Source organism: Streptomyces sp. NPDC088116 (assembly GCF_044741745.1).
Classification (GTDB): Bacteria; Actinomycetota; Actinomycetes; order Streptomycetales; family Streptomycetaceae; genus Streptomyces.
In genome coordinates this window covers 516,785-530,339 of sequence record NZ_JBIUTF010000004.1, presented here as the reverse complement: position 1 = coordinate 530,339, position 13,555 = coordinate 516,785, and the positions used below count along the sequence as shown (strand labels likewise).

General features: G+C 69.5%; 19 protein-coding genes and 1 pseudogene. 15 read left to right on the top strand and 5 right to left on the bottom strand.

Annotation, left to right across the window (positions count from 1 at the left end):
- Positions 1-413 precede the first annotated feature (413 nt).
- Complete coding sequence (locus ACIOJD_RS19305) at positions 414-980, top strand: DUF1697 domain-containing protein (protein WP_401914919.1); 567 nt, start codon at positions 414-416, stop codon at positions 978-980.
- 147 nt (positions 981-1,127) lie between these two features.
- On the opposite strand, the gene ACIOJD_RS19300 is transcribed toward ACIOJD_RS19305, so the two are convergent.
- Complete coding sequence (locus tag ACIOJD_RS19300) at positions 1,128-1,913, bottom strand: GvpL/GvpF family gas vesicle protein (RefSeq protein ID WP_401914916.1); 786 nt, start codon at positions 1,911-1,913, stop codon at positions 1,128-1,130.
- 331 nt (positions 1,914-2,244) lie between these two features.
- Between ACIOJD_RS19300 and ACIOJD_RS19295 the strand changes: the two genes are divergently transcribed.
- From ACIOJD_RS19295 to ACIOJD_RS19230, 14 genes and pseudogenes are all read left to right on the top strand, one after another.
- Positions 2,245-2,646, top strand: a complete 402-nt coding sequence (locus ACIOJD_RS19295) for a hypothetical protein (protein WP_401914913.1) — start codon at positions 2,245-2,247, stop codon at positions 2,644-2,646.
- Positions 2,647-2,728: 82 nt separating this feature from the next.
- Positions 2,729-2,848 carry an LPFR motif small protein gene (locus ACIOJD_RS19290; protein WP_401883954.1) on the top strand — a complete coding sequence of 40 codons (120 nt, stop codon included), beginning with the start codon at positions 2,729-2,731 and terminating at the stop codon, positions 2,846-2,848.
- A 47-nt stretch (positions 2,849-2,895) separates the two neighbouring features.
- Positions 2,896-3,369: an Asp23/Gls24 family envelope stress response protein gene (locus ACIOJD_RS19285; RefSeq protein ID WP_401914910.1), complete on the top strand. Its 474-nt coding sequence runs from the start codon at positions 2,896-2,898 to the stop codon at positions 3,367-3,369.
- A 230-nt stretch (positions 3,370-3,599) separates the two neighbouring features.
- Positions 3,600-4,013 (top strand): gas vesicle protein, encoded by a 414-nt coding sequence (locus tag ACIOJD_RS19280; RefSeq protein WP_401914908.1) that lies wholly within the window; start codon positions 3,600-3,602, stop codon positions 4,011-4,013.
- A gap of 87 nt (positions 4,014-4,100) precedes the next feature.
- A complete protein-coding gene (locus tag ACIOJD_RS19275; RefSeq protein WP_401914905.1) occupies positions 4,101-4,550 on the top strand; it encodes a gas vesicle structural protein GvpA in 450 nt (149 codons plus the stop codon).
- A 2-nt stretch (positions 4,551-4,552) separates the two neighbouring features.
- Positions 4,553-5,266: a GvpL/GvpF family gas vesicle protein gene (locus ACIOJD_RS19270; protein WP_401914902.1), complete on the top strand. Its 714-nt coding sequence runs from the start codon at positions 4,553-4,555 to the stop codon at positions 5,264-5,266.
- Positions 5,267-5,399: 133 nt separating this feature from the next.
- Complete coding sequence (locus ACIOJD_RS19265; RefSeq protein ID WP_401914899.1) at positions 5,400-5,651, top strand: gas vesicle protein GvpG; 252 nt, start codon at positions 5,400-5,402, stop codon at positions 5,649-5,651.
- Positions 5,652-5,717: 66 nt separating this feature from the next.
- Positions 5,718-6,248, top strand: coding sequence for a hypothetical protein (locus ACIOJD_RS19260; protein ID WP_401914896.1), 531 nt, complete (start codon positions 5,718-5,720; stop codon positions 6,246-6,248).
- Complete coding sequence (locus tag ACIOJD_RS19255) at positions 6,241-7,404, top strand: SRPBCC family protein (protein ID WP_401914895.1); 1,164 nt, start codon at positions 6,241-6,243, stop codon at positions 7,402-7,404. The genes ACIOJD_RS19260 and ACIOJD_RS19255 overlap by 8 nt, the downstream gene beginning before the upstream one ends.
- Before the next feature lie 104 nt (positions 7,405-7,508).
- A pseudogene (locus tag ACIOJD_RS19250) lies at positions 7,509-7,892 on the top strand (gas vesicle protein); the annotation flags it as partial.
- 170 nt (positions 7,893-8,062) lie between these two features.
- Entirely contained in the window at positions 8,063-8,989 is a 927-nt protein-coding gene (locus ACIOJD_RS19245; RefSeq protein WP_401914893.1) for a GvpL/GvpF family gas vesicle protein, read from the top strand.
- On the top strand, positions 8,979-9,197 hold the full coding sequence (locus tag ACIOJD_RS19240) for a gas vesicle protein (RefSeq protein ID WP_401914890.1): 219 nt from the start codon (positions 8,979-8,981) through the stop codon (positions 9,195-9,197). Before ACIOJD_RS19245 ends, ACIOJD_RS19240 begins: the two co-directional genes overlap by 11 nt.
- Before the next feature lie 13 nt (positions 9,198-9,210).
- A complete protein-coding gene (locus tag ACIOJD_RS19235; protein WP_401914887.1) occupies positions 9,211-9,618 on the top strand; it encodes a gas vesicle protein K in 408 nt (135 codons plus the stop codon).
- A 52-nt stretch (positions 9,619-9,670) separates the two neighbouring features.
- The gene (locus ACIOJD_RS19230; RefSeq protein ID WP_401914884.1) at positions 9,671-10,159 is read left to right on the top strand and encodes a hypothetical protein; all 489 of its coding nucleotides are present in this window, start codon (positions 9,671-9,673) and stop codon (positions 10,157-10,159) included.
- A gap of 136 nt (positions 10,160-10,295) precedes the next feature.
- Here the strand turns inward: ACIOJD_RS19230 and ACIOJD_RS19225 are convergent, their stop codons facing one another.
- The 4 genes from ACIOJD_RS19225 to ACIOJD_RS19210 form a co-directional block, all read right to left on the bottom strand.
- Entirely contained in the window at positions 10,296-10,622 is a 327-nt protein-coding gene (locus ACIOJD_RS19225) for a DUF3140 domain-containing protein (protein WP_401914881.1), read from the bottom strand.
- A gap of 227 nt (positions 10,623-10,849) precedes the next feature.
- Positions 10,850-11,668, bottom strand: a complete 819-nt coding sequence (locus ACIOJD_RS19220) for a sirohydrochlorin chelatase (protein ID WP_401915545.1) — start codon at positions 11,666-11,668, stop codon at positions 10,850-10,852.
- 27 nt (positions 11,669-11,695) lie between these two features.
- Entirely contained in the window at positions 11,696-12,544 is an 849-nt protein-coding gene (locus ACIOJD_RS19215) for an ABC transporter permease (RefSeq protein WP_401915543.1), read from the bottom strand.
- Positions 12,545-12,686: 142 nt separating this feature from the next.
- A complete protein-coding gene (locus ACIOJD_RS19210; RefSeq protein WP_401914879.1) occupies positions 12,687-13,475 on the bottom strand; it encodes an ABC transporter ATP-binding protein in 789 nt (262 codons plus the stop codon).
- Positions 13,476-13,555: the final 80 nt, after the last annotated feature.

The window sequence follows — 13,555 nt, the reverse complement described above, 5'->3', positions numbered from 1 at the left end:
TGTTCAAGCCGTATCGTCCTGCCCGCCGACGGCCGGGCAGGACGGTCCCCTTCTCCGTGCCGAGCGGGTGACTCCCTGCCAGGGAGGGCCGAAGTCCCGTTCCCCGGAAAGGGGTTGGCGGACGAGTCCGACGTGTCCCGCACTGGCCTGTTTCTTGTTACGGAGGTTTGTTCGCTAAGTCACAGCTGCATGAAGCACTTGAACTGAGCGCGTCAATCGGTCAGGGTTCTCGAACCAGTGCGTCGGAGATCCACGAATCCGACGACGAGAAGATCCCGGATCCGGCGGCCGCCGTGCTCTCCCCCACGGAGCACGGCGGCCGCCCTCCGTTCGGAACGGCCCCCGGGGCCGCGCGGCCCGCGTGCGCACGGAGGCGGCCCCAGGCCGAAAACCAGCCGTCCTATCGTGTGCTCATGACCACGACGTACGCGGCGCTGCTGCGCGGCATCAATGTGAGCGGCCATCGGCGTGTCCCGATGGGGGACCTTCGCGAGCTGCTCTCCGGGCTGGGCCACGGTGATGTCCGTACCTACCTCCAGAGCGGCAACGCCGTCTTCACCAGCGCGTCCGACGACGAGAGTGCCCTCGCCGCGGCCCTGGAGCGCGCCATCGAGCAGCGCTTCGGGTTCGGCGTCGACTGCCTGGTGCGCGACGGCGCGTATCTGCGGGCCGTGACCGACGCCTGCCCGTTCCCCGCCGACACGCTGGAGGGCAGGCAACTCCATCTCACCTTCTTCTCCGAGCCGGTGGACCCCGAGCGGTTCGCCTCGCTCGACCGGGACAGGTACCTCCCCGAGGAGTTCCGGCTGGGCGACCGGGCGCTGTATCTGTACGCCCCGAACGGCCTCGGCCGCTCCAAGCTCGGCGACGCACTGGCCAGGCCGTCCCTGTTCAAGGGGATCACCGCCACGAGCCGCAACTGGAACACCGTTCTCAAGCTGGTGGAGCTGACCCGTGATCCGGAAAACGCAGGGGGCTGAGTGTCTCCAGGCCGTTCATGTCGGCCACGGACCGATCCCCGCCCGGCGGGAAGTGTCCTGGACCATGCCCGGGACGGTACTGCGGCTTACGGCGTCCGGGCGGGCCGGGCCCCGTAAGCCAACGGCGGCACGGCTTCGGCGCGCCTGTCACACCTCCGCTTCCCCTCCCGCTCCCGGATCGGGGCCCGCGGGTGCTCCCGCGCCCGCGAGAGGGGCTTCGCGTACGAAGCTGTAGCAGGGCAGCGGGCCCGCGACGCGCAGAACCACATGCTCATGACGGAGCGTGGCGAAATCCGCGGCGGCTGTACGGAACCGGTCCACGGCCGTCCGGTCGACGAGGAACGACATACTGAGGAGACAGCCGGAGACCCGCGGTCCGGCCGCGACGGCGTGGGCCAGCGGTGTCAGTTCGAGGACGGCATGCCGTCCTGCCTCGACCGCCCTGCGCGACAGCGCGGCAAGCACCGCTTCGCCCAGCCGCATGTTCGCCTCGCGTCCCGGACGGCGGTGGGCGGCCTCACGAAGCCGCTGGATGGTGCGGTCCTCGCGTACGAGGCCCGCCAGGGCGTCCGGGGCGGCGAGTGCTCTGACGTTCACCTCGACCCGGCCGGCCAGCCGCTCCAGGGCCGCCAGCCGGCGGTTCCCGGTGAGGGCCAGCCGCTCGCGGACCGCCGCCTCGTCGGGCGCGACCGTACCGAACCGCATCGGCAGCACCGGCCCGGTCTCGGCGAGCCGTAACAGCAGCCGCTGGTGCGTGAGCGGATCGCGGCGACGCGCGCGCAGCCTCGACGGGGCAGCGCTGACGACGGCGCCGACCGGCCCCTCCGTAATGACGCGAAGGGGCAGGGGCGGGATTCCCAGGCCGCCGATGCCCGGCGGGACCGTCCGCTCCGCCTGGACGATGCCGTAGACGTACACACCCGGGGGAGCCACCGGTCAGCCCGCCGAGGAACGACGTGGGCGCCCGCCCGCGCGGAGGCCGCTGTCCTGATCGAGTCGTGGATCCTGCGCGGAGGAAACGTGCCGACGGGGCCCGGACGACGTGGGGCCGCCCCGTGCAGGTCCTTGGTCTGCCATAGGGCAAGTCTCATGGTTATTCCGCCCGCCGCATCATGAGCAGGCCCCGCTGATGGCCCGCCGGACGGGGCGGCGGACAACGGTCACCGCCCTCCGGTCGTTTTCCCACATCACTCCATAGAGTGATTTGCGTATTATGAGGAGTACGCACCGATATGCGCCTATGGCGCGGATGGGCAGGCCTTTGATGTCGAAGAAGCGCAGCCATCCCCCGCACGGCGAGGGCGCGAGCCGTTTCGAGGGACGTGAGCAGCACGGGTGGTCGCCGGATGTGGACGAGACCGCTCAGCGGTCCAATCCCAGCGCGCATCGTTCCTTCCACCCTGACCGGTACGCCCCGGAACCGGACGCGAGGAGCAAGGCCTCCGACGAGGACAAGAAGAAGTCGATGGAGGGCACACCGGTCGAGAGTCACTCCCGGCGCGGTGAGGACCAGGCCAGGAAATCGCGAGGGGAGGGCACGCACGACACCGGCCCCAAGGGGCGGACGCGGCGCCCCAGTGGCACCAGGGATGCCTCGGCTGTCACGGGAGTGGACCCACAGGATCCGAAGAATCGGCAGGACCCGCCCTCGAAGGGCTCAGGCTGAGCCCGCACCGGCGTCACCAGCGGCGGTCCGGCGGAGTTCGCACCGCCACCAGCAGCAGATCCGCAGCCTTCAGGAGGCCCAGATGCTCAGTGCCATCGCGGACGTGCTCCGCGCGATCGGCGGCACGATCGCCACGGTCGTCACGCTCCCGTTCCGGGCGCTGGCCCGACTCTTCGGTGGTGCCTCCGGCGCGGGCCACTGAGGCCCGTCCATGCCAACAGCCCGCTTACTCCGGGAAGGGAACTCCTCATGACAGCCAATCAATTCGCGACGGCCTCCACGTCCACCGGCACCGACAGGAACACCGGCACCGGCAGGAACAGGGGCGCTGTGGCGGGCAAGACGGTCATCGCCGACTCGGTCGTCTCTGCCATCGCCGGCATCGCGACCCGCGAGTCGCCCGGTGTGTACGCGATGGGCGGAGGCGTCTCCCGCACCCTGGGCGCCATGCGCGGAAAGGTGTCCGGTTCCGACGACCCCTCGCGGGGCGTGAAGGTGGAGGTGGGCGAGAAGCAGGCGGCCATCGATCTTGAAATCGTTGTCGAATACGGGACACGGATCGCCGACGCCGCCAAGGGCATCAGGTCCGACGTCGCCGACGCGGTGCAGACGATGACAGGGCTGGAAGTCGTCGAGGTCAATGTGAGCGTCCTCGATGTACACGTGCCAGGTGCCGACGACGAGGACGACGGCGGTTCGCGGGACCGGTCCCGCGTGGAGTGAGGCCGTCCCCGCCGCTGTAGCGGCCACCATCCCGTAGCGGCGCCCTACGTCCCGGCCTGACCCGGACGAAGGGCGCCGCTATCACATGTTCACGGCCCGGCGACGGGTTCCGGCCCGCGTCGAAAGCTTGGGCATACGTTCGGATCGCAGGGGCACTCGGTCCTCAACTGACCGCAAAAAAGGCGCAGTTGCTTCACGGAAACCCCTCATCATGGACGGCGGACGGGATCATGGCGACAGCGGAGAGCAAGAGCGATACGAGCGGCCGGGACCGCCAGGAAACCCAGGAAACCCAGGAAACCCAGGACGCCCGGGACGCCCGGGACGCCCGGGACGCCCGGGACGCCCGGGACGCCCGGGACACCCAGGACCAGGACCGCCCGAAGCGGCTCGCGGCTCCCGCGGCGATGCGGCTCGCTGTGGAGCAACTCGCGGAGATGCTCCGGTGTGAACCCGGCTCCGTGTCCGCACTCAAGGCCACCGAGGACGGGTGGACCGCGGACGTCGAAGTGGTGGAGGTCGAAAGAGTCCCGGACACGTCGAGCGTGATGGCGTCGTACCGCGTCCACCTCGACGGACAGGGCCAACTGATGGGTTACGAGCGGACTCGTCGTTACGCGAGGGGCCAGATCGACCGCCGCTGAACCGATGGCGGAACCGGCGGCACGCGATCAGGAACACGACCATGCCGCTCGCCCAGGTCATCCAAGTCAACGAAAGGAAGCTCGACCATGAGCGTTGTCCAGCAGTCCAGCTCATCCGGCGGTGGGGGTGGCACCGGAAATCTCTACGACATCCTCGAACTCATCCTGGACCGCGGGCTGGTGATCGATGCCTTCGTACGGGTCTCCCTCGTCGGTATCGAGATACTCAAGATCGATGTCCGTGTTGTCGTCGCCAGTGTCGACACCTACCTCCGGTTCGCCGAGGCGTGCAACCGGCTGGACCTGGAGTCCGGACGCAAGGCGCCGAGTCAACTCACCGACCTGGTGGGCGACATGACCGAGGACGGTGCCAAAGGAAAGTCGAAGGGTGTGCTGACGGGAGCCGTGGAGGCGTTAGGCGACTCCCTCCAGCGGGGCCGTGACGACGCCGAGGAGGAGGACGCGGAACGCGAGGAGCGCCCGGCACGCAAGTCGGCCTCCGCGAGCCGCCGTACATCCCGCCGGGGAGGGGAGTGACGGTGCCCACGTACATCTACGCGGTCACCGCGGGGGATCATCCGCTGCGCCTGGACGGCGTGAACGGGATCGGTGATCCCGCCGCGGAGTTACGTACGGTCAGCTCGGGTCCGCTCAACGCGGTGGTCAGCGACGCACCGGCGCAACTGCGCGCCAAGCGCCGGGATTTGGCAGCGCACCAAGGCGTACTGGAACGTCTCATGGCGGACGGTGCCGCGCTGCCGATGCGCTTCGGTCTGGTCGGTCCGGACGACGAGCAGGTACGCGCGGCCCTGGAGGAGCACCGGGAGACGTACACCGACCGGCTCAAGGAACTGGACGGCTGCCTGGAGTACCACCTCAAGATGTCGCGCGACGAGGACGACCTGCTGCGCGAGGTCGTCGGCGAGTCCGGCGAGGTACGGCGACTGAACGCCATCACGCGGCAGAACCCCGCCGCCCACGAGGAGAAGATGGCGCTCGGCGAGCTGATCTCGCGCGAGATCCAGGCCCGCCAGGCGAACGAGGGAAAGGACGTGGTGGCCCGCCTCACGCCGGCCGCCGTCCGTACCGCCGTCGGGGAGCCGACCCAGAGCCACTTCCTGAGTGTGTCGTTCCTCGTCAAGCGGGAAAAGGCGGCGGCGTTCTCGCAGGCGGTACATGAAGAGGCCGAACGGCGGGGCGACGCCTACACGGTGAACCTGCACGGGCCGCTGCCGCCCTACAGCTTTGTCTGACACCGGGAGCTCCGAATCGGGACGCTCCGAATCAGGACACTCCGACATCGGGATGCTCCGACATCGGGACGCTCCGACATCAGGATTCGCTGACACAAGGATTCCCTGACACAAGGACGCGGAGGATTCCGCCATGGGCCTCATCACTCAGATTCTGACCTTTCCGCTCGCGCCGATGCGCGGCACGGCCTGGGTCCTCGACCAGGTATTGCTCACCGCGGAGCGCGAGTACTACGACCCGGAACCCGTGCGCAGGGAACTGGTCGCACTGGAAAGGGAATTGCTGGCCGGCCGGGTGGGGGAAGAGGAATTCGACCGCCGCGAGGACGAACTGCTGGACCGGCTGCAATGGCTGGAGTCATATCAGCGAAGTCTGAGGAGCTGACTCCTTGTCGTGAGAGGGAACACTCATCAGGAACATTTATCAGGGGGAGAACGAGGTGCACGAGAGATGATGAACAACGCCAAGATAGGAGTGGCCCTCGTCGGGGGCTACTTCTTAGGACGTACGAAGAAAGCGAAGCTGGCCATCGGGCTGGGTATGTTCCTGGCCGGCCGGAAACTGAGCCTGGACCCGCGGCAACTGAGCAAGCTTGTGGCCAATTCTCCGGTTCTCGGTGGCCTCAACGACCAGGTGCGCAGGGAATTGGTGGATGCCACGAAATCGGCGGCCACCACGGCCCTCACTCAGCGGGTCTCCGGTCTCGCCGACTCTCTCCACGACCGGACGCGCGAACTCGACGATCCGACGGGCAGGGCCCGTGTCCAGGACGACGAGGTCAACGGGGCGGACGAGAAGCCGAAGCCCGCGTCCGGCGCGCGAAAGGCCACGTCCGCGACGCGTAAGACCGCCCCGGCGGCTACCCGTAAGGCCGCGTCCGGGACCCGTAAGGCCGCGTCCGGGGTCCGTAAGAGCGCCTCGGGGGCCGGCAGGGCCGCCGCCTCGTCGGCGCGGCGGGCGAGTGGAGGCCGCAATGGCTGACTCGGCTCTCGGCAGGATCAAGGATGAGGTGGCGAAGAACCCGGCCACCGACCGGCTCAAGGAAGAACTGCGGAACTACCTCCAGGCCCGTGCCCAGCACGCCGTGACCGGCCTCGGGCACAAGCTCGGGGAGAGCGTCGGCAAGCTCGGCGAACCCGGCCGGGGGCCGGGCGGACTCGTGAGCGGCCTCGCCGCGGGAGGCAAGGCGCTCGGCGAGGGCAGGACGCCGGGTCAGGCCGCGCTCGCGGTGGGGGCTTCCCGGCTGAAGGACACGGTCAAGGACAAGATCAAGGGGCTGTTCGGCAAGGGCCGCAAGGGCGGCGGTGGCAAGGCCAGGAGCGTGACGATCGTCGAGGACATCGACGTCGGCGTGCCTGTTCGCGAGGCCTACGACCAGTGGACGCAGTTCCAGGAGTTCAGCACCTTCGCCAAGGGCGTCGTCAGTGTCGAGAAGGCCGATGACACCAGCAGCAACTGGAAGGTGAAGGTCGCCAAGTCCACGCGCAGTTGGAAGGCGAACGTCACCGAGCAGGTACCGGACGAGCGGATCACCTGGACCACGGAAGGCGCGAAGGGCACCGTCAAGGGTGTGGTGACCTTCCATCCGATCACCGACACACTGACCCGCGTCCTGCTGGTGCTCGAATACTTCCCGAAGGGCCTGTTCGAGAAGACCGGCAACATCTGGCGCGCCCAGGGCCGTCGGGCCCGGCTGGACCTGAAGCTCTACCGCAAGTTCATCATGCTGCGGGGCGAGGCCACGGACGGCTGGCGAGGTGAGATCCAGGACGGTGAGGTGGTGCTCGGCCACGAGGAAGCCGTCGAGCGGGAGCGCGCGGAAGAGGGCGTCGACCGCGACCCCGAGGAGTTCGACGGGAACGAAGAGCTCCACGACGCGGACGCCGACGATGACACGGGCTCCGATGTGGACGGGGAAGCGGACTCCGACGACGAATTCGTGGACCGGCACGACGACGTCGATGACGAGTACGACGTCGAGGACGAGTACGACGTCGAGGACGAGACGGAACCGGAGAGCGAGGCCGACGGCGACACCCGGTTCGACGAGAACGCGGAAGCCGCGGAGGACGAGGAGCCCGTGCGTGAGCGCCCGGCTCGCCGCCCCCGGCGCCGTACCGCCTCGGCGCGTCGCTGACCCGTCGATCCTCCTGACTCGTCGATCCTCCTGATCCGTCGATCCGCTGTCATCAGCGCGGAGAGATCTTTCACCAGCACAGAGAAAGATGAGGCTGACCTCACGTGTCCGATTCCCTGGCCGGCCGTATGGGACCTTCCTCCGGGAGCCCGTACGGCCGGCAAGAGTCTTCCGCCAACCTCGCCGACATCCTCGAACGCGTCCTGGACAAAGGCGTCGTCATCGCGGGTGACATCCAGATCAACCTGCTCGACATCGAACTGCTGACGATCAAGCTTCGCCTCCTCGTCGCCTCCGTGGACAAGGCGAAGGAGATGGGCATCGACTGGTGGGAGCACGACCCCTCCCTGTCCTCCCGGGCGCGCGTCCCGCAGGAGGTCTCCGACGGGGCCGCCCCCGGGCCGGCCGTGGACGGTCGGGGAGCCGCCGAGGAGATCGCACTGCTGCGGGCCGAGATCGCCGAACTGCGGGCGGCGGCAGGCCTGCCCGGTCGGACGGCGACACGGTCGCGGGACGCGCTCGCGGATGGCGCGGCCAGTGGAGAAAAAGCCCGTGGGAAAACGGCCGGCGCGGACACGGCTGACGAGGAAACGGCCGGCGCGGACACGGGCAGCGCGGACACGGCCGGCGAGGAAACGGCCAGTGGGGAGACAGCCCGGTGAACGACAACGCACAGCCGGAAGCCGGTCACATACCAGGGCCTCGGACGACCGCGCCGTCGCGGGCGTGGGTCTCCTACGTCTATGCCATCGGCCGGAGCGACACCCTCCTCCGTACGGAGGCTCCGCGGCTGACGGGACTGGGGGGAGGTGACCTGCGGACCGTGTGCGACGGCGGGCTCGCGGCTCTCGTCTCCTCCGTCCCGGCCGACGAGTTCGGTACGGAGGGCATGAAGGCCCAGATGGAGGATCTGGAGCGGCTGGAGATGATCGCCCGCTCGCACCACGCGGTCGTCGAAGCGGCCTGCGGGGCGACCACGGCCCTGCCCATGCGGCTGGCCACGGTGTATCTGGACGACACGCGCGTGGCGGCCATGCTCCAGGAGGGAGGCCAGAGGTTCGGCGAGTTGCTCGCGCGGCTGGAGGGCCACGTCGAGATGGGCGTCAAGGTGTACGCCGACCCACGCGCGACGGCCGTCACGACGAGGCCCGCCCCGGCTGCCACCGACCGCCAGGAAAGCCCCGGCCGGGCCTACTTACGCCGGCGCCGGGAGCAGCGACGCGGCCATCAGGACGCATACCGGGCGGCCGGCTCCGTCGCCGCGCAGGTGCCCGGACGGGTGGGCGCTCTCGTACGGGCCAGGGTCGCGCACCGCCCCCAGCAGGGCGAACTCGCCTCGGGAGCCGGCGAGAACATCGCCAACGAGGCGTATCTCGTCCCGGTCGGGCACGTTGACGCGTTCCGCGCGGCCCTGAACGGCCTGACGGCCGACGGTGCCTCCGGCGTGCGCGTGGAGGTGACGGGCCCCTGGGCGCCGTACTCCTTCGCGACTCCGGAGTCGATTCCGGAGTCGATTCCGGAATCGACTCCGAGCCTGCCCCCGCACCCCACCCCGACCGGGACCGGAGACGCTGATGAGCGATGAACTCCCCGTGAGCGCCAATGGCTTCGCCGACGAGGACTCCCTCGCCGGCCGTCAGGTCGCTCTGATCGATCTCCTGGACCGCCTCCTGACCGGCGGCGCCGTGCTCACCGGGGATCTCGTCCTGTCCGTCGCCGACGTGGATCTGGTCCGCATCAATCTGCGTGCCGTCATCCACTCGGTCACCCCCGACAATCCGTCCCCCTGGTGATGAGTGTCCTGACATGACGCATGAATCCGAAGAGACGCAAGCCGATTCCGGTTCCGGATTCGAGGACGTGGCGCGGGCGGCGGCACGGGCATTCGATCTGGTACCGGCGTCGTCCGACGACGCGAAGTCCGGTGGCGACATCGCCCAACGGCTGAAAACCGATCCGGAAACGGTGGAACGCGACCTCATCAAATTGGTGCTGACGATTGTCGAGCTGCTGCGCCAGCTCATGGAGCGCACCGCATTGCACCGTGTCGATCAGGGAGATCTGAGTGAGGACCAGGAGGAACGGATCGGGATGACGCTGATGATTCTCCAGGACCGTATGTCCGAACTCTGTGACCGGTACGGCCTCACGATGGACGATCTCAACCTGGATCTGGGCCCGTTGGGATCGCTGCTGCCGCGCAACGATTCCTGACGTACGCGTGATCCCCATGTTTTACTCGCAGTTGAGGGGTTACACGGTGGTCATGGCCGAAGACAACAAGAACGCGAATGCCAGCAATAACGGAAAGCCGACGCGCAGCGCCAAGACCGCGATTTCCAGCAGCGGGGAGACCGTTTCCCGCACCGGAACCGCGGCACGGCGCAAGGCCGAGGCTGACGGCGACCGGGCCAGGCGGGAGGCTTCCCGGTCCGTGTCGAAGGCACAGTCCTCGGCCCACGCCGCCGAGGAATCCGCGAAGTCCGGTACCCGGGCGGTCGGTGCGGTGACCACACGTGTGGGGCGGGTGGCGGCCGGTGGAGTCCACAGCGGCAAGCAGGCCGCGATCTCCGTCGGCGGGAAGGTCGCCTCCACCGCTGTCACCGCGTGGACGATGGTGAAGAGCAGAAAGGTCGTCGCCGCTGGTGCGGGCGCGGGGCTGGCCGGTGCCATGGGTGCCGCGTTCGCCGCGGGGCGTCACTCCGCCAGGACGGGGAGCGGCCCTCTGACCCGGCTGACCGGCGGCCGGATCTGAACGATCAGGCGCTGCTCTCGCAACACGCGCCAGGGAGCCGACCGCTCCCGAACCGGCCGAGGGCCGGCCGACACAACGGTGTCGGCCGGCCCTTTCGCCGTCCACTGGGGCCGTGCCCCTGGGGGCCTTGCGGGAGTCAGGCGGCTTTCCGCGGATCGTGCCCCAACTTCATCAGCCGGTGGCGTCGTCGCGTGGCGTCGGCGTCGGTCCCGGAGGCGGCGTCCGCCTGAGCCTCGACGATGTCGACCACCAGGTACATCACGCGGATGTCCTCGTCGGTCAGGTCCGTGCGCCGCTTCTGAAGGATCGAGAGCACCTGAGGCCCGGTCTCCTCGGCCTCGTCCGCCCCGTCGGCGTCGTCGTCCTCGCCGAGCTGGGCGGCGATCTCCTGGGAGGTCATGTTGATGACGTCGTGGAACTCCGTCCACAACGCGTCGAGTTCGAGTCCGGAAAAGTCTGCCATGGCGGTTCTCCGCGGGTTGTCGGTGGCGGGACGGGGGGCCGGATCGGTTCAGTACCGTCGGGCGCCGGGTCCCATCGCCTCGCTCGGCGGCTGACACGTGATCGGGTGCCCGTATCCGCTTCGGTGACACCGAGGTGACACCGACGACGTGCCGGCGGCAGAGGTACGGCGTACGGCCTGACCGGGGCTCGCCCCCGGTCAGGATCCGCGGGTGGGGCACCGCCCGCTCAGGCAGCCCGGACGCCCGTGCCCGCCCTCGTGGGAAGCGATGCGTCGAAGCGCTCCAGCAGCAGCCGGGCCAGTTCCGGGGCCGGGCCCAGTACCCCGGCCAGGATGTCCGCGCCGGCCTCCCGCGCGCCCGCCGCGATACGGTCCGGAAGCCGGCCGGGGGCGATCACATAGGGGGCCACGGCGACCCGTCGTACACCGTCGGCGCGCAGCGCCCGCACCGCGTCCTCGGTACGGGGGAGGGACGCGGAGGCGAACGCGGGCCGCACGGCGCACCAACCGGTGTGCCGCCACTCCCGCGCGATGTGCGCGATCGCCGCGATCGCCTCCGGGTCCGAGGAGCCCGCCGAGGCCAGGACGACGCCGGTCGAGCTCTTGTCGGCCGGAGTGAGACCGGCCTCGTACAGCCGCCGCTCCAGCGCGTCCGTCAGCAGCGGAGAGGGCCCCAGCACCCCGGCCTGCCGGATCCGCAGCGCCGGATGGCGCACCGACGCCTCGCTCAGGACGGACGGAATATCCGACTTGGCGTGGAACGCGCGCGTCAGCAGCAGCGGCAGGGCGATCACGTCCCGTACGCCCTTCAGCGCCAGCCGGTCCAGCACCTGGGACACCGACGGGGCGTTGAAGTCCAGGAAACCGCACTCCACGCGTGTCCCCGGACGCAGCGAGCGCAGCCGCCGGGTAAGGGCGTGCATGGTCGCGGCGTGCCGGGGATCGCGGCTGCCGTGTGCCACGAGCAGCAGAACCGGCTCGTGGGCGGGGTGGCCCTGCACCAACGTGGGGCGGTGCACGGCGTGGCGGTGTCCTGGACGGCGCATGCGCATGGGAATCAGCTCTTCACCAGATCAGCTCTTGACCAGCAGACCACGGCTGCGCAGTACCCGCCGCTCCAGCGGGCTGAAGATCAGCAGGTCGATGGCGATTCCGACGATCAGGATCAGGAAGATCGCGAGGAACACCATCGGCATGCTGCTGGCCGTACGGCCGTTCTCCAGCAGCTGGCCGAGTCCCACGCCGAGATCGGGCGAGGACGCGATGATCTCCGCGGCCATCAGCGACCGCCACGAGAACGCCCAGCCCTGCTTCAGCCCGGCCAGATAGCCGGGCAGCGCGGCCGGCAGCACGATGTGCCAGGTGCCGCGCAGTCCGGTCGCGCCCAGCGTGCGCCCGGCGCGCAGGAAGAGCGGCGGGACCTGGTCGACTCCGGACACCAGGCCGTTGGCGATCGAGGGAACCGCGCCGAGCAGGATGACCGCGTACATCATCGAGTCGTTCAGCCCCAGCCAGATCACCGCGGGCGGCACCCAGGCGACCGAAGGAAGCGACTGGAGTCCGGACAGGATCGGCCCGATGGCCGCGCGGATGAACTTCACGCGGGCGACCAGCAGCCCCAGCGGGGTGCCGATCACCAGCGCCAGCAGGAAGCCCAGCAGGCCGCGCGAGACGCTGGTCCAGATGTAGTCGAGCAGTGTGCCCTGGAGCCAGGCGTCGGTGACCTCGCCCCACACCGCGCCCGGCGAGGGCAGCTTGTAGCTGTCCGTGACCTGGGCCCAGACCAGGATCTGCCAGACCGCCAGCACCAGCACGACGGCGACGGCCGGTGGCAGGACCTTCTGGACGAGGGTCTCGCGCAGCGGCGTACGTCCGGTCTGTACGGTGTCCAGAGCGTCGAGCCCGGCCTCCAGCCCGGCCATGTCGCGCTGCCGCTTGGCGTGGTCCGGAACCGCGTGGTCCGGAGCAGCGCCGTCCGGAGCCGCGCTGTCCGGAGCCGCGCTGTCCGGCGCAGTCCCCTCCGGCACGGTCCCGTCCGGCGTCGCGCCCTTGGGCGTCGTCGTCTCAGTGCTGGCCATGGCGGCGGATCTCCCCACGCAGTTCTTCGGTGATCTCGACGGACAGTTCCGCGACAGCGGTGTCCTCGATACGGCGCGGCTGCGGGATGTCCACACGCCACTCACGGGCCACCCGCCCCGGGCGCGAGGACAGCAGCACGACGCGCTCCGCGAGCCGCACGGCCTCGCGCACGTTGTGCGTGACGAACAGGACCGACAGGTTCGTCTCGCGCCAGATCCGGGTCAGCTCGTCGTGCAGCACATCCCGGGTGATGGCGTCGAGCGCCGCGAACGGCTCGTCCATCAGCAGCAGTTGACTGTCCTGCGCCAGCGCGCGCGCCAGCGCGACCCGCTGGCGCATACCGCCGGACAGCTCGTGCACCCGCTTGCCGTACGCGCCTTCCAGCCGTACGAGTCCCAGCAGCCGCTCGGCCTCTTCGCGCCGCGCCTGCTTGGGCACGCCGCGCAGCCGCAGCGCCAGTTCGATGTTCTTGCCCGCGGTCAGCCACGGGAACAGCGCGTGCTCCTGGAACATCAGCGCGGGGCGGCCCGACGTCTCGATGGACCCGGCCGACGGGCGGTCGAGCCCGGCGACCAGATTGAGCAGCGTGGACTTGCCGCACCCGGAGGCTCCCAGGAGGGTGACGAACTCGCCCGGCGCGACATCGAGGGTGATGTCGTCCAGTACGAGCTGCTGCCCCGCGGGCGTCGCGAAGGACTTCGAGACATGCGCGATACGGGCGGCGTGGTCCACCGCCGGGGTGCTGTCGGCGGCCTTGGCGAGGGTGGTGGCCATGGTCGTCACCTCCTGGGAACGGTGCGATCGGTACGAACGGTGCGATCACGGTGATCAGTGCGATCACCGTGGTCCGCGCG

Excerpts from the sequence above, each read along its gene's own strand:
- ACIOJD_RS19305 (WP_401914919.1), top strand. The coding sequence starts at position 414 with ATGACCACGACGTACGCGGCGCTGCTGCGCGGCATCAATGTGAGCGGC.
- ACIOJD_RS19295 (WP_401914913.1), top strand. The coding sequence starts at position 2,245 with ATGTCGAAGAAGCGCAGCCATCCCCCGCACGGCGAGGGCGCGAGCCGT.
- ACIOJD_RS19290 (WP_401883954.1), top strand. The coding sequence starts at position 2,729 with ATGCTCAGTGCCATCGCGGACGTGCTCCGCGCGATCGGCGGCACGATC.
- ACIOJD_RS19285 (WP_401914910.1), top strand. The coding sequence starts at position 2,896 with ATGACAGCCAATCAATTCGCGACGGCCTCCACGTCCACCGGCACCGAC.
- ACIOJD_RS19280 (WP_401914908.1), top strand. The coding sequence starts at position 3,600 with ATGGCGACAGCGGAGAGCAAGAGCGATACGAGCGGCCGGGACCGCCAG.
- ACIOJD_RS19275 (WP_401914905.1), top strand. The coding sequence starts at position 4,101 with ATGAGCGTTGTCCAGCAGTCCAGCTCATCCGGCGGTGGGGGTGGCACC.
- ACIOJD_RS19265 (WP_401914899.1), top strand. The coding sequence starts at position 5,400 with ATGGGCCTCATCACTCAGATTCTGACCTTTCCGCTCGCGCCGATGCGC.
- ACIOJD_RS19260 (WP_401914896.1), top strand. The coding sequence starts at position 5,718 with ATGATGAACAACGCCAAGATAGGAGTGGCCCTCGTCGGGGGCTACTTC.
- ACIOJD_RS19255 (WP_401914895.1), top strand. The coding sequence starts at position 6,241 with ATGGCTGACTCGGCTCTCGGCAGGATCAAGGATGAGGTGGCGAAGAAC.
- ACIOJD_RS19240 (WP_401914890.1), top strand. The coding sequence starts at position 8,979 with ATGAGCGATGAACTCCCCGTGAGCGCCAATGGCTTCGCCGACGAGGAC.
- ACIOJD_RS19235 (WP_401914887.1), top strand. The coding sequence starts at position 9,211 with ATGACGCATGAATCCGAAGAGACGCAAGCCGATTCCGGTTCCGGATTC.
- ACIOJD_RS19230 (WP_401914884.1), top strand. The coding sequence starts at position 9,671 with ATGGCCGAAGACAACAAGAACGCGAATGCCAGCAATAACGGAAAGCCG.
- ACIOJD_RS19225 (WP_401914881.1), bottom strand. The coding sequence starts at position 10,622 with ATGGCAGACTTTTCCGGACTCGAACTCGACGCGTTGTGGACGGAGTTC.
- ACIOJD_RS19220 (WP_401915545.1), bottom strand. The coding sequence starts at position 11,668 with ATGCGCCGTCCAGGACACCGCCACGCCGTGCACCGCCCCACGTTGGTG.
- ACIOJD_RS19215 (WP_401915543.1), bottom strand. The coding sequence starts at position 12,544 with ATGGCCGGGCTGGAGGCCGGGCTCGACGCTCTGGACACCGTACAGACC.
- ACIOJD_RS19210 (WP_401914879.1), bottom strand. The coding sequence starts at position 13,475 with ATGGCCACCACCCTCGCCAAGGCCGCCGACAGCACCCCGGCGGTGGAC.